At 63.2% G+C, this 13148-nt stretch carries 12 protein-coding genes; 4 read left to right on the top strand and 8 right to left on the bottom strand.

Translation table 11 applies throughout. From position 1 onward, the window contains the following. Positions 1-6: 6 nt before the first annotated feature. On the top strand, positions 7-678 hold the full coding sequence (locus ACXJ1Z_RS16420) for an RBBP9/YdeN family alpha/beta hydrolase (protein ID WP_463778113.1): 672 nt from the start codon (positions 7-9) through the stop codon (positions 676-678). 13 nt (positions 679-691) lie between these two features. Here the strand turns inward: ACXJ1Z_RS16420 and ACXJ1Z_RS16415 are convergent, their stop codons facing one another. From ACXJ1Z_RS16415 to pgi, 3 genes are all read right to left on the bottom strand, one after another. Continuing rightward, positions 692-2776 carry a S8 family peptidase gene (locus tag ACXJ1Z_RS16415; RefSeq protein ID WP_463778111.1) on the bottom strand — a complete coding sequence of 695 codons (2085 nt, stop codon included), beginning with the start codon at positions 2774-2776 and terminating at the stop codon, positions 692-694. A 331-nt stretch (positions 2777-3107) separates the two neighbouring features. Next, positions 3108-3461: a hypothetical protein gene (locus tag ACXJ1Z_RS16410; RefSeq protein ID WP_463778110.1), complete on the bottom strand. Its 354-nt coding sequence runs from the start codon at positions 3459-3461 to the stop codon at positions 3108-3110. 203 nt (positions 3462-3664) lie between these two features. Then, positions 3665-5182 carry a glucose-6-phosphate isomerase gene (pgi, locus tag ACXJ1Z_RS16405; RefSeq protein WP_463778108.1) on the bottom strand — a complete coding sequence of 506 codons (1518 nt, stop codon included), beginning with the start codon at positions 5180-5182 and terminating at the stop codon, positions 3665-3667. A gap of 169 nt (positions 5183-5351) precedes the next feature. Here pgi and lepB point away from each other — a divergent pair, with 169 nt between their 5' ends. Genes lepB through era form a run of 3 tightly spaced genes read left to right on the top strand, consistent with a single transcriptional unit; the run spans position 5352 to position 7779 of the window. Continuing rightward, positions 5352-6221, top strand: coding sequence for a signal peptidase I (gene lepB / locus ACXJ1Z_RS16400; RefSeq protein ID WP_463778106.1), 870 nt, complete (start codon positions 5352-5354; stop codon positions 6219-6221). Beyond that, positions 6170-6889, top strand: coding sequence for a ribonuclease III (gene rnc, locus ACXJ1Z_RS16395; RefSeq protein ID WP_463778104.1), 720 nt, complete (start codon positions 6170-6172; stop codon positions 6887-6889). The genes lepB and rnc overlap by 52 nt, the downstream gene beginning before the upstream one ends. Next, positions 6886-7779 (top strand): GTPase Era, encoded by an 894-nt coding sequence (era, locus tag ACXJ1Z_RS16390; RefSeq protein WP_463778102.1) that lies wholly within the window; start codon positions 6886-6888, stop codon positions 7777-7779. Before rnc ends, era begins: the two co-directional genes overlap by 4 nt. A 109-nt stretch (positions 7780-7888) precedes the next feature. On the opposite strand, the gene ACXJ1Z_RS16385 is transcribed toward era, so the two are convergent. The 5 genes from ACXJ1Z_RS16385 to plsY form a co-directional block, all read right to left on the bottom strand. Beyond that, entirely contained in the window at positions 7889-8068 is a 180-nt protein-coding gene (locus ACXJ1Z_RS16385; RefSeq protein ID WP_463778101.1) for a hypothetical protein, read from the bottom strand. After that, positions 8065-10662, bottom strand: coding sequence for a type I DNA topoisomerase (gene topA / locus ACXJ1Z_RS16380; protein WP_463778099.1), 2598 nt, complete (start codon positions 10660-10662; stop codon positions 8065-8067). The genes ACXJ1Z_RS16385 and topA overlap by 4 nt, the downstream gene beginning before the upstream one ends. Positions 10663-10752: 90 nt before the next feature. Beyond that, positions 10753-11427 carry a glycerophosphoryl diester phosphodiesterase membrane domain-containing protein gene (locus tag ACXJ1Z_RS16375; RefSeq protein ID WP_463778098.1) on the bottom strand — a complete coding sequence of 225 codons (675 nt, stop codon included), beginning with the start codon at positions 11425-11427 and terminating at the stop codon, positions 10753-10755. 14 nt (positions 11428-11441) lie between these two features. Continuing rightward, positions 11442-12551, bottom strand: coding sequence for a DNA-processing protein DprA (gene dprA, locus ACXJ1Z_RS16370; RefSeq protein WP_463778097.1), 1110 nt, complete (start codon positions 12549-12551; stop codon positions 11442-11444). After that, a complete protein-coding gene (gene plsY / locus ACXJ1Z_RS16365) occupies positions 12548-13144 on the bottom strand; it encodes a glycerol-3-phosphate 1-O-acyltransferase PlsY (RefSeq protein WP_463778095.1) in 597 nt (198 codons plus the stop codon). Before plsY ends, dprA begins: the two co-directional genes overlap by 4 nt. Between the last annotated feature and the right edge of the window lie 4 nt (positions 13145-13148).

The following is a 13148-nucleotide window of genomic DNA, read 5'->3' as shown; positions in this document are numbered from 1 at the left end:
CGGAGCATGAACATGACGCCACCATCAGTTCGGAATTTTGCCGAAGCACCCGCAATCCTGCTTGTACCCGGTCTTCACGGCAGTGGCCCCGGCCACTGGCAGACCGTTTGGGAGGAGCATCTGCCAGATTGCAGCACTGTCGCGCTTGGTCGAACCGAAGACCCACATCGCAACACGTGGATCAACAATCTCAATCTCGCAATTCATCAGGCCGGGCGGCCGGTGGTTCTTGTAGCGCATAGCTTGGGTTGCTTGGCGGTCGCATGGTGGGCGCGGTTCGAGCAGCGCGAATGGATGCAGCGCGGCGCCGCCGCTCCGGTCGTCGGCGCCCTGCTGGTTGCCCCGCCCGAGGTCGACTTCTTCCCCCTGGACGATCGGGTGGCGCGCTTCTCGCCGACGCCGACCGAGCCGTTGCCGTTTGCCAGCCGACTGATCGCCAGCCGCAATGACCCCTGGATGGGCTTTCACACTGCCAAGGCGCTGGCACGACGCTGGGGCAGCACGCTGGTCGATGCCGGTGAGGCCGGTCATATCAATGCGGAGTCCGGGCTCGGGGCATGGAGCTTCGGACAGGAACAGCTGGCGATCCTGTTGGGTAACGGCGCGCGAGTGAACCATCCGGCTATCGAGGCCACGCAACTCCAGCCGACTACGCCCACGCCCACGGTTCGCCCGTAGGGTCTCCGTCTTCCTAGCGCAGCGTCATTCGCCAGGAGGCCAGCGCGCGCCAGTCGCTGACGAGCGCATCCGTGGCTGCGGCAAAGCGCAAGGATGAACTACGCCCAAGGTGCTCGTAGCCGACGCTGACGATCGGCTGGTACCGTGCGGTCATGCTGATGCGGCCACGGTCGTAGAGCAAGGAACGCTTGTCGAGGTCATAACCCGTTGCATAGGTCAACTCGCCCGAACCGGCGAAAGCCGTCAACGGCAGGGCCACTCCCATCCGCAGGCTTCCGCCTTTCAGCAGATGGCTGGCAGACACGCCAGCGCGCTGTGTGAGGATAGGACGTGCAGATGTGAGCAGCGTGTCCGCCGCGATCTTCAACCGGGTCGCACCCATTGAAGCGTATGTATCGACGGACCAGCCGCCGACCTGCCAGTTACGCGACATTTCGAGAAATGCCGTGCGTGCGCCATCCCCGAAGCGCAGCGCGCCCGCCCCAACCGGGTTGCCAAAGACGGTACCGTCCTCCTTGAGGTAGCCAGCCTTGATGCGCAGCTTGTGCCCATTCCAGCCCAGCAGCATGCCGCGCGCGGCCCCGCGTTCGCCATCGCTGTTCAAGGCCGTGATCGTCAGGTCGCCGCCGTCGATGGCACGCTGAACACCCATCGATAGGTTGGCGCCGGGAGCGTAAGCGATCGTCACGTCGGATGACGGGGCGAGACCCATGGCTTCATCCTGGATCGCATCCTGCCCGGAATAAGTGGCAAGCAGTTTGGTTCGGCCAAGACTGGCGGCGAATTTTCCCGATATCATTCTGGCTCGCTGATTTTCGGGCGCTGGGCCATTCTGGCTGCTCGTATAGGAAACGCTGCCCGCGAAACCCTTGCCTGAAAAGCTGGAACTCCCCATCCCGGCGCTGGAGATGACCTGTCGCGCCAGCATGCCTTTGCGCGGCAGGGGATCGGCTACAAGCGATGCCAGGCTGCCGCTATAATCACGCCCGTACGCATCCAGCATCGTCACACGCGACAGCATCTGTTTAACCGCGACGCTTGCCGCCGCTCCTCCCAGCGCATTGGGGATGATCATAGCGGTGTGCGATAGCGACGTCTGGGTGGTTCCGTTGGAAATCGTCGGCGTGACTGGCGACAAGGCGGCTTCGACGTCGATCAGGCCGGCACCGTAAACCGGATCGATACCTGCCTCGCCCATGTCGCGTGCGGTGTTTAGGATGACCTGCCCGGCCTGCACGCCAGAAAGCTGCGGCCACTTTCCAAGGATCAGTGCCGCAAGACCGCTGACTTGCGCGGTGGCCGAACTCGTCCCGGTGAACAGGACCGGGGCACCGCCGATGTCCATGGTCGCGTTCGTCCCCATGGCGGCGACGCATCGCGTCATCGCCGTCGCTCCGCAACGGTTGGCGTAGTCGGCCAGTGCCACCCCGTCGCCACCGTCCTCGACTGCGGTTACGAAGAGCCAGCCGTCGCGATTGGCGGGCGTGAGATCGAGGTAGCCCTTGGCATTGTCCTCGCCATCGTTACCCGCGGAATTGACGAACAAGCCCCCCGAGGCGGCATAGCGAGCCACCATGTCCGACCAAACCGTGCTTGGTTGCGAAGCATCGACCTTGGCCAGCGAGGCATTGACGACCTTGACCCCCTTGCTTGCGGCGTAGTCGAGCGCCGCCGGCAGGGTTCGGCCCAAGGTTTCCTCGCGTGTCGTGCTGTTCACGTCGCTGACGCGCAAGGAGACGATCTTCGCGCCCGGGGCGATGCCCTGAATACCGCGACCATCGTCGCGGCCGGCGATGACCCCCGCGATCAGTGTCCCGTGATCCGAATAGGCGTCGCCGATGATATTGCGCGCGGTGGTCTTTCCGTTCGTCGTCACGTTGCCGAAGTCCTTGCCGAGCGCGGAGAGTTGCCCGGCAAGCTCGGTGTTCTCGACCACGCCATCATCGACGACACCGACGAGAACCCCCTGCCCGGTCCAGCCGTGATCGAGCGCGTAGAGCGCGTGAACGTACTCGAACGCACTGTAATTGCGGCGATACTCATCGTCATCGTTCGATGAACGAACGGCGACGTCGGCTTTCGGAATGATCGTCGCCAAAGGGGCGGCAAGTTCCGGTGGCGACGGTGGTGTCGGTGTCGATACCGGCGGAGTTGATGTTTCGGGCTCCGGTACTGGGCCGGGCTCGGGAACTGCAACGGCTGGAATGTCCGGAGTCGATACAGGCGCCTGCGCCGGGTCGGGTAGCGGCGTCGATGCCGGTGCCGGGGGTGAGACCGGCGAAGCTATCGGTGTCGTATCTGGAAGCGCTGGCGCACTTGGCGAAGCACCCTCTTCGGGCAAGGGCGTTGAGACCGGTGCCACAGGCGAGACCGGCGAAAGCGTGGGGGTCGGATCTGGACTTGAAGTCCCCCCAGGCGATGGGACCTGTTCAGGCAGCGGCGTCGACACCGGTCCCGGCATCGCAACTGGCGGACTGGTCAGGCCGGGAGTTGGTGTTGGAATTGGCACTGGTGTCGCGACTGGCGTTGCGGTCGCGTCGGGCGCAGGCGTGGGCACGGGTGCTGCGATCGGTTCGAGAAGTGGAGCTGCCACGATTGCTGGAGCTGGCGTTGCCCCTGGCGCTGGCGGCGAACCCGGCTGGACCGCCGATGCAGGTGCCGGTGTGGAAACGGGCGGCGCGCTTGGGGCCGGGGTCGCGACGGCCGGAGGCGTTGGTGCCGGCGATGCGATCGGGGTTGGAGTGGATGCTACCGAGCCACCACCACTGCCGCCACCGCCACATGCAGACAGCGCGGTCGCGGCGACGCCGCAAAGCGCGACGATGCGCACGCGATGAACTCGATTTTCCATATGACCAGATCTCGATGCGGAATTGAGCGAACTCGCATCGATTAGCCAATTGTGGTTGAGACTGCCTTGGCCTCCCCTTCGGCGTTATACCGGGGTGGGTATCAACAACTTGAAAGCCCACCAGATGCGCAAGCGTCAGGCTATTCCGGCAAGCTCGAGCAAGGCTTGGGTAGACGGATCGAAGATCGTGCCTCCGGTTTCGATCTGCTTGGCGATTTCCTTGCCAAGCTCGACGCCGAACTGATCGAAAGGATTGATCTCCATCAGCACCGCGTTGCAGAATGTGCGGTGCTCGTGGAACGCCAACAGCGCGCCGAAACTGGCCGGCGACAGTTCATCCAGCAGTATCGTAGCGGACGGCCGATCGCCGGCATATGCCCTGGCCGGGTCGTCGCTTGGCTTGCCGGCCATCAGCGCGGCGCCTTGTGCGAAGCAGTTGGACAACAAGATACGGTGATGTGCCGGCGCCAGATCATGACCGGGTACGATCGCAGCGATGAAGTCGACCGGGACGAGATTGCTTCCCTGATGCAGTAACTGAAAGACCGCATGCTGTGCGTCGGTGCCCACACCGCCCCAGGTTATCGGCGCGGTCGGTTCCGTGACCGGCGAACCGTCGATACTGACGGACTTGCCGTTCGATTCCATCTCCAGCTGCTGCAGGTAGTCGGGCAGCAAGCCCAGGCGGTCGTCATAGGCGAAGACCGCGCGCGTCTGGCACTTACGCAACCGGGTGTAGTACTGGTCCGCAAAGGCTGCCCGCAACGGAAGGTTCGTGATGTCATCGGTCTGTCGAAAGTGCCTGTCGACGATCGCGGCCCCTTCGAGCATCTCGGCGAAATCGGGCCAGCCAAGCGCCATCGCGATCGGGAAACCTATCGACGACCATAGTGAATAGCGCCCACCGACACTTTCGGAGAAGGGTAGCACGCGCGTCTCGTCCACGCCCCATTCGATAGCTTTTTGCGGAGCGGCCGTCAGCGCGACCACGCGGCCGAAAGCATCGGCAACCCCATTGTCGGTCAGCCAATCGATCGCGCTGGCGGCGTTGACCATCGTCTCCATGGTGGTGAAGGTTTTCGAGGCGATCGCAAGCATGGTCGTTGCCGGATCGCAAGCTTCGAATGCCGCCTCCAGCGCGACCCCGTCGATGTTCGAGACGACGTGCACGTCCACCATCGCACCGCTGCGCGCCAGTGCGTCGATCGCGAGCGCCGGGCCCAAGGCAGATCCCCCGATCCCGATATGGATGAGGTGGCGCACCTCACCCAGGACACCTTGATGGATCGCTTCGACGATCCCGGCCATGCGAGCGTGGTAGCCACGCGCTAGATCGACGCTCTGGGCCGCACCAACGCCGCGTTGCGCGGTATGCTCTGCGGCGCGTCCCTCGGTCGGATTGACGATCGCACCGTCGAACAGCGCTGCACGGCGGGCAACGAAATTGGTGGCCTGCGCCAAAGTGACGAAAGCATCGATGTGCGCATCATCGAGGTGGGTCTTCGACCAATCGAACCGGATCCCCTGCTCCCCAAGATCCAGCCGCGTGGCAAGCTTGTCGAGCCGATCCGGATCGGCGGCGAACAGATCCGCCAAAGTCGGCTTCGGCAATTCGGTAAGCGTCGCCCAAACGGTACCGGTCGCTTCGCCCATGTCGTTTTCCCCGCTTGGCGCTGCCCCCAAAGCCGCGCGATCGCCATCGCTTATGCCTGCCACATCGGTGGCGGCCAAGGACGATCTTGGGGTATGAACACAGGCCGGTCGTGAATCAGCTGCTATGGCAGCCTTGACGGAAGCCATGGCGAGCAACATGGACATGACGATGAACGACACCGACGATGCCCCCCTTCGATTGCAATCCGCCGATGTGCCCGCCGCTGACCAGGGCAGCGCGGCGGGCAAAGCGCCGAAGGTTGAAAAGCAAGAGAATTTCTTTGTTTTCGTGCTCAAGCTCATCGTTCTGGTGGTTGTCTTTCGTAGCTTCATCTTCTCGCCGTTCAACATCCCGAGCGAGTCGATGCTGCCGCGGCTACTGAACGGCGATTACCTGCTCGCATCGAAATGGTCGTACGGCTTCTCGAAATATTCGCTCCCCTTCAGCGTGCCGCTAATCCCGGGACGGATCTTCGCCAGTCAGCCTGATCGCGGCGATATCGTCATCTTCAAGGCCCCGCCTGGAAACGACGTCGACTATATCAAACGGGTAATCGGCCTGCCGGGCGATACCGTCCAGGTTCGCGGCGGTCAGGTGTTCCTGAACGGCAAGCCTGTTCCGAAAAAGCGCGTGGCGGATTTTATCCTGCCTCTCACCCCCAATACCCGGTGCTATGCCGTGGAGTTCGAGACGCAGGCGCCCGACGGTCGCATAGCGTGCGCCTATCCGCAATTTCAGGAAACCCTGCCAGAGGGCAAAAGCTACAACGTCCTCGACCTCGGCACCCAGCCGCAGGATGACACGCAGGTTTACAAGGTTCCGGCCGATCACCTGTTCCTCATGGGCGACAATCGCGACAATTCCCTCGACAGCCGCTTCCCCGCCATCGAAGGGGAAGGCATCGGCCTGGTTCCCCAAGCGAATCTGGTCGGCCGCGCGGCAGTGATGATGTTCTCCACCGACGGGGGGGCCGAGTGGATCAAGCCATGGACCTGGTTCACCGCTGCGCGCTGGAGCCGGATCGGCGGTACGTTCTAGTGCTTTCCGAAGAGACCCTGCGCTATCTTGCCGAGCAGACCGGCAGACAGCCGCAGGATCTGGCCTTGTGGGAAGAAGCGCTTACCCATGCCAGCACGGCGGACAAGCGCAATTACGAGCGTCTCGAGTTCCTGGGCGACCGTGTGCTCGGACTTTCCATCGCCGACTGGCTGTTCGAGCGGGGCGACGAGCCAGAAGGCAAACTGTCACAGCGGCTCAATGCGCTGGTGAGCCGGACAACCTGCGCCGAAGTCGCGCGCAGCATCGGCCTTGCGCGACATATCCGCCTGGGCAAGCAAGCTCGCGATGATGGCGGGCAGGACAGCGACAATATCCTTGGGGACGTGGTCGAAGCGCTGATCGGCGCCTGCTTTCTCGAAGGCGGCTTCGAAGCAGCGCGCGACATGGTGCGCAGGCTCTGGGAAGTGTCGCTCATGGGCAAGACGGGAAAGCGCAAGCACCCCAAGTCTGCGCTTCAGGAATGGGCGGCCGGGAATCGGCGGCGCATGCCCGAATACAAGCTGCTCGATCGTTCCGGGCCCGATCATGCGGCGCAGTTCACCGTTGGCGTAATGGTTCATGGCGTCGGTGAGGCGCAGGCCACGTCCAATAGCAAGCAGGATGCGGAAACGCGGGCAGCGGAAGAGTTCATGCGGAGATTTGGGTGACACATAAATGCGGCCTCGTGGCGGTGCTCGGCGCCCCCAATGCAGGCAAATCGACGCTGGTAAACTCGCTGGTGGGCCAGAAGGTGGCGATTACATCGGCGAAGGCGCAGACCACGCGTGCGCGTCTGCTGGGCATCGCGCTGGCGGGCGAGGTGCAGATCATCCTTGCCGATACTCCCGGCATTTTCGAGCCGAAGCGTCGGCTCGATCGGGCGATGGTGTCGGCGGCATGGGAAGGCGCGCAGGAGGCGGATGCCATCCTGCTGGTGATAGACCCTATCAAGCAACGCCGGCATGAGGTCGAGCCGTTGCTTGAAGCGCTCAAGAACCGCCCCGAGCGCAAGCTGCTGGTACTCAACAAGGTGGATGCGACCGCGAAGGAGCCACTGCTGGCATTGGCCCAGGAACTGACAGGCAAGGTCGCGTTCGAGGAGGTCTTCTTTGTCTCGGCCCTGACCGGCGATGGGGTGCCCGAATTGAAGGCCCGCCTGGCCGAGCTTATGCCCCAGAGCGAGTGGCACTACCCGGAAGATCAGGTCTCAGACGCGAGCGAGCGTCTGCTGGCATGCGAAGTGACGCGCGAGCAGCTTTATCGGTTGCTGCATGACGAACTGCCTTACGACAGCGCCGTCAGGCCCGAGGCATACACGCCGCGCAAGGACGGTTCTGTCGAGATCCGGCAACAGATCGTCGTCGCCCGCGACAGCCAGAAGTCGATCGTGCTGGGCAAACGCGGCACGATGATCAAGGCGATCGGCGAAGCTGCGCGGATGGAGCTGGCCAAGATCCTCGGCCACAAGGTGCATCTCTTCCTGCATGTGAAGGTCGAGGAAAACTGGGCCGAGGCTCGTGATCTCTACGAGGAGCTTGGACTCGACTGGGTGAAGTGAACGACCGCAACGGAGGCACATGACTGCACCCGTTGCGGCTGGATTTGCGCAGTCAAGGACACCGGGAGGCTGGCGATTGGCTAGCCCCGGCGATCCTCGGGCTCTGCGTTCACCGCAGCTTGGTGATCGTCATCCCATGCTGCTTGGCCGCATCCTTCGTCGACTCCTCGGTTCGATTTAGAGACTTCGCTATCTCTTTCAGGCCCTTGCCCTTGGTGGCCAGCAGACGCAGCTGCTGGAGTTCCTCGGGCTTCCAGGGTTGCTTGTGCTTGGCGGTCCGCTCGCTCATTCCGCGACCTCCTGAACGGTCTTGCCGGTTGCCTTGGCTTTGGCCTTGGCGTCAGGCTTTTTGGCAGCCGCCTTCTTGGCCGGAGCCTTCTTCGCTGCCGCTTTCTTCGGGGCCGCCTTCTTGCGACCCTTGGCTGCCGGCGCCTTGGCAGCTCGTTCGTCGATGAGGACGATGGCCGCTTCGGCAGTCAGGTCTTCAGGCTTTGCATCACGCGGCAGGGTTGCATTGGTCGTCCCGTCGGTAACGTAGGGACCGTAGCGTCCCGCCAGCACCTTCATCTCGCCGCCTGACGTGGGATGAGGCCCAAGCACCTTGATTGGTTCCACCGGCGTACGCGCGCCCCGCCCACCCTTGTTCGCGGCCGCTTCGGCCAGCAGCGATACGGCAGCGTTCATGCCGGTTTCGAACACATCGGACGTCGAGCGCAGCCGTGCATACTTTCCATCGTGCATGAGGTAGGGGCCATAACGCCCTATGCTGGCGACGATCGGATTGCCACTCTCGGGATGTGCGCCGACCGTGCGCGGAAGGCTGAGCAGCTTGATCGCCCAATCGGCGGTAAGCTCCTCGACATCTTTCGGGATCGATGCCCGCTTGGCTTCCTTGCCCTCGCCCAACTGGATGTACGGGCCGAACCGGCCAGTGCGGCGCACCATTTCCAGGCCGCTTGCGGGATCCGTCCCGAGCGTCTCGTCCTCGGTCTCCTCGCCGTTGCCACCCGGCTGTGCGAACTTGCGGGTGTACTTGCACTCGGGATAGTTCGAGCAGGCCACGAAGGCACCGAACTTGCCGCCACGCAGCGATAGGCGGCCTTCCTGGCATTTTGGGCAGAGCCTGGGATCGGTGCCGTCGTCCTTGGGGGGAAACAGGTATTCGGACAGGAATTCGTCCAGCGCCTCGGTCACCTCGGACGGCTTGCGCTCCATCACCTCGTTGGACTTGGGCTTGAAGTCACGCCAGAACGCAGCGAGCACATCCTTCCAGACGGCGCGGCCGTCAGAAACGCTGTCGAGTTCGTCTTCCATGCTCGCGGTAAAATCGAAGGCGACGTAGCGCTCGAAGAACCGCTCCAGGAACGAGGTCAGCAGGCGGCCCGTCTCTTCCGCAAAGAAGCGATTTTTCTCGATCCGCACATAGGCGCGATCCTTCAGGACCTGCAGCGTCGCCGCGTACGTCGAGGGGCGGCCGATCCCGAGTTCCTCCAGCCGCTTGACCAGGCTTGCTTCCGAGAAGCGCGGAGGCGGCTGCGTAAAATGCTGTTCGGCAGTCACGTCCTTCTTCGCCGGCATGTCGCCCGCCTTCATTGCTGGAAGCAGGCTGCCTTCTTCATCTTCATCTGATTTCTGGTCGCGCCCTTCCTCATAGACCGCAAGGAAGCCGGGGAACTTGACCACTTGGCCGGTGGCGCGCAGCTCGTGGCGGCCGGTGGCGTCGCGCAGCGTGATCGTGGTTCGCTCAAGCTGTGCCGAGGCCATCTGGCTCGCCATGGCGCGCTTGAAGACGAGGTCGTAAAGTCGCGCTTCGTCACCGGACCCAAAGCGCTCACGCGTGAACTCCGTCGGACGGATCGCCTCGTGCGCTTCCTGTGCGTTCTTGGCCTTGGTCTCGTAGATCCGCGGCTTCTCGGGCAAGTAGTGGCCCGAAAACCGGTCGTTGATCGCGGCACGCGCTTCCGAGATCGCCGAAGGATCCATCTGCACTCCGTCCGTACGCATGTAGGTGATCGCGCCCGCCTCGTAGAGCGACTGGGCGACGCGCATCGTATGGCTGGCGGAAAAACCGAGCTTACGCGCGGCCTCCTGCTGCAGCGTCGACGTGGTGAACGGTGGTTGCGGATTGCGGCGATGTGGCTTGGTCTCGACACCCTCGACCTTGAAGGCGCCATTCTCGACCGCGGATTTCGCCCGCTGGGCCGTACCCTCATCGCCGATGCTCAGACGATCGAGCTTCTGGCCGTCGAATGTGACCAGCTTGGCCGTAAAATCGGTGCCATCGTGCGCCATCAACGCCGCGACGGACCAGTATTCCTGCGGCTTGAACGCTTCGATCTCGCGTTCACGCTCGACGATCAGGCGCAAGGCGACCGATTGCACGCGACCGGCGGACTTGGCCCCCGGCAGCTTGCGCCACAGCACCGGCGATAGCGTAAATCCGAACAGGTAATCGAGCGCGCGGCGAGCCAGGTAGGCGTCAATCAGATCCTGATCGAGTTCGCGCGGGTGCAGCATCGCCTTGGTCACCGTATCCTTGGTGATGGCGTTGAACGTGACGCGCTGAACGTCCTTGGGCAAGGCCTTGCGCTTGGCCAGCAGTTCGCGGACGTGCCACGAAATCGCCTCACCCTCACGATCGGGGTCGGTCGCCAGGATCAGTCGATCGGCTTGCTTGGCAAGATCGGTGATCGCTTTGACCTGCTTCTGCTTGTCGCCGTAAAGCTCCCAATCCATGGCGAAGTCTTCGTCGGGACGGACGGAGCCGTCCTTTGGCGGCAGATCGCGAACGTGGCCGTACGAGGCGAGGACGCGGTAATCCTTGCCGAGATACTTCTCGATGGTCTTCGCCTTGGCGGGCGATTCTACGATGACTAGCTGCATTGTGATCCCAAAAAAACGCCGCTACGCGTGCGCACATACATACACGTACAAGGTGGAAGCGGTCAGCGAGCGGCGTCAAGAGACTTCGCGTCAGGCAAAGATCGCCTCCGCTTCGGTCTGGCATCCCACAAGCTCGATATAGATCGCGACGTTCAGCACCACGCCCAGGATGGTGCCCAGGTCGACCACGCCATTCGTCACCGCCGCCGACACGAGATTCTCTTCGCCGCCCGCGAGCATCGTCACACCAAAGCTGACGCCGAAAGCCAGGGCGATGAACAGCGCCAGCACGACGAAATACACTATCGTCAGCAAGACGGTGCTTTGCTTCGTCAGCGCCCAGCTTTCTCTTAGTGCGTCACCAGCCGAGAGATTGCGGGTGATGGTGAGAGTCGTGGCTACAGCCCATCGTGCCGCCAGGAAGAATCCCGGAACGATGAGGAGGATCGCACCGACTATCATGCCAAGCCCGGACAACAACGAAGCACCGAAATAGCTGCCGAACCCGCCCGCGCGCTCGATCAGGTCTTCGATGCGAAGCAAATGTTGCATGAAAAAGAAGATAGCGATCATCGAAATAATGCTTCCGACCATCTGAATCGATGAGCCAGCAATGGCTTCAAGTGCCGTATCCACCCCAGCCAGGCCAAGCGCGACGAGCGTGATCGACGCGCCGTGTCGACCAACCAACGCGATAAACGTCTGTATAATAGCGTTCAGCCCGATCCGGTTTCCAGTCAATGCGCGCCCCCCAATAGCGATCATGCAAGCGGCCTCGATCAAGCCGCCAGGCTGACCCGCCCCCCTGCATGCCGCTGCAACCTGCCCGCGATTTCCAGTTCGAGCAAGGCAAGCTGGACCGCGGAGGCGGAGTCTCCCGACTGTCGGATCAACTCGTCCACCGCCACCGGCGCGAGTGAAAGCAGGTTCGTGATGCTGGCTGGCTCGTCTGCCGAGATGTCAGCGGCGACCCATGTCGGCGCCGGTTCGCGGAAGGTCGAGCGAGCGGTGCCATCGAATCCTGACAGCAGCTCGATGACATCCTCAGGCCGCTGGATGAGGATAGCGCCGTCGCGAATGAGCTGGTTGCAGCCGTGCGATCGTGAGTCCAGCGGCGAGCCTGGGATCGCCATGACCTCTCGCCCATAGTCTCCGGCCAACCTGGCGGTGATGAGCGAACCCGATTTCGGAGCGGCCTCTACCACCAGGGTTCCGGCAGCGAGACCCGCGATGATACGGTTGCGAGAGGGAAAGTGCCGCGCCAGCGGTTCGCTGCCGGGCGGCTGTTCGGCGATCAGCAGGCCTTCCCGGGCGATACGTTCCTGCAAGTCGACATGCTCGGGAGGGTAACTTACGTCTATGCCGCTTGCGATCACGCCAACCGTCGTATCGTTGCCCGAAGCGAGCGCTCCGGTATGGGCCGCACCATCGATGCCTCGGGCCAGTCCCGAGACGATCGTGAAGCCAGCCTCTGCCAAGGCCAGCGAGAAATCACGCGCCAGTTTGATGGCGGCCACCGAGGCGTTGCGCGCTCCGACCACGGCGACACACGGCTTTTTGGTGCTATCCAGCGATCCTCGCACGGTAACGATCGGCGGCGCGGTGTCGCTCGCAGACAGCATGGCGGGGTAATCATTCGAATCGTGGAAAAGGTAGCGTGCACCCGCCTTGCGCACAGCTGCGATCTCCTTGGTTATCCGCTCCTCACTCGCCACGCGATAGGGTTTGCCGGCGCGACTCCCCAGATCGGGAACCGCTTCGAGCGCCGCTGCAGCACTCCCATAGCGGGCGAGCAACTGCCTGAAACTTACCGGCCCGATGTTGGGCGATCGCAACAACCGGATACGGGCGAACGCCTCGTCCTGGCCCAGCACCCCGGCGGCCCTCACGATTTGGCGGAGCCGATGCGTGGCTCGGTCCCTGCGCGCAGACGGGCTATGTTCGCGCGATGCAACCACACGACCAGCAGCGCCAGAGCTGCCAGCGGTATCGCATAATCGTGATAACCGAGGGCGAATGCCGCGATCGGCGCACCGATCGCGGCCGCCATCCCGCTCAGCGACGAAACCCGCAGAGCTGCCAATATGCCAAGCCAGAGCGCGGCATAAACCAGCCCGATCGGCCAGGCGAGACCGAAGCAAACACCGGCAAGCGTCGCCACACCCTTCCCGCCGCGAAACTTGAGCCAGACTGGGAAGCAATGCCCGAGCACCGCGCCCACAGCAGCACCCGCCGCGACAAGCGGCTCGCCGTCCGGCCAGCTCGCCCGGGCCAACAGCACCGCTGCGAGCCCCTTGCCGAGATCGAGCAGCAGTGTGGCGGCGGCGAGGCCCTTGCGCCCGGTGCGCAGAACATTGGTCGCGCCGATATTGCCCGAACCCACCGCGCGCAAATCCCCGGCGCCGGTCAGACGGGTCAACAAAAGGCCGAACGGCACCGACCCAAGCAGGTAACCGAGCATCGAAGCGAGAATCCACGTCATTCGC

The organism is Novosphingobium sp. TK46, assembly GCF_055361525.1.
This window is presented reverse-complemented; position numbering and strand designations above follow the sequence as displayed.

Coding starts and splice junctions, on each gene's coding strand:
- ACXJ1Z_RS16420 (WP_463778113.1), top strand. CDS start 7: ATGAACATGACGCCACCATCAGTTCGGAATTTTGCCGAAGCACCCGCA.
- ACXJ1Z_RS16410 (WP_463778110.1), bottom strand. CDS start 3,461: ATGTGGCGGTGGCGGCAGTGGTGGTGGCTCGGTAGCATCCACTCCAAC.
- pgi (WP_463778108.1), bottom strand. CDS start 5,182: ATGGGCGAAGCGACCGGTACCGTTTGGGCGACGCTTACCGAATTGCCG.
- lepB (WP_463778106.1), top strand. CDS start 5,352: ATGAACGACACCGACGATGCCCCCCTTCGATTGCAATCCGCCGATGTG.
- rnc (WP_463778104.1), top strand. CDS start 6,170: ATGGACCTGGTTCACCGCTGCGCGCTGGAGCCGGATCGGCGGTACGTT.
- ACXJ1Z_RS16385 (WP_463778101.1), bottom strand. CDS start 8,068: ATGAGCGAGCGGACCGCCAAGCACAAGCAACCCTGGAAGCCCGAGGAA.
- topA (WP_463778099.1), bottom strand. CDS start 10,662: ATGCAGCTAGTCATCGTAGAATCGCCCGCCAAGGCGAAGACCATCGAG.
- ACXJ1Z_RS16375 (WP_463778098.1), bottom strand. CDS start 11,427: ATGATCGCTATTGGGGGGCGCGCATTGACTGGAAACCGGATCGGGCTG.
- plsY (WP_463778095.1), bottom strand. CDS start 13,144: ATGACGTGGATTCTCGCTTCGATGCTCGGTTACCTGCTTGGGTCGGTG.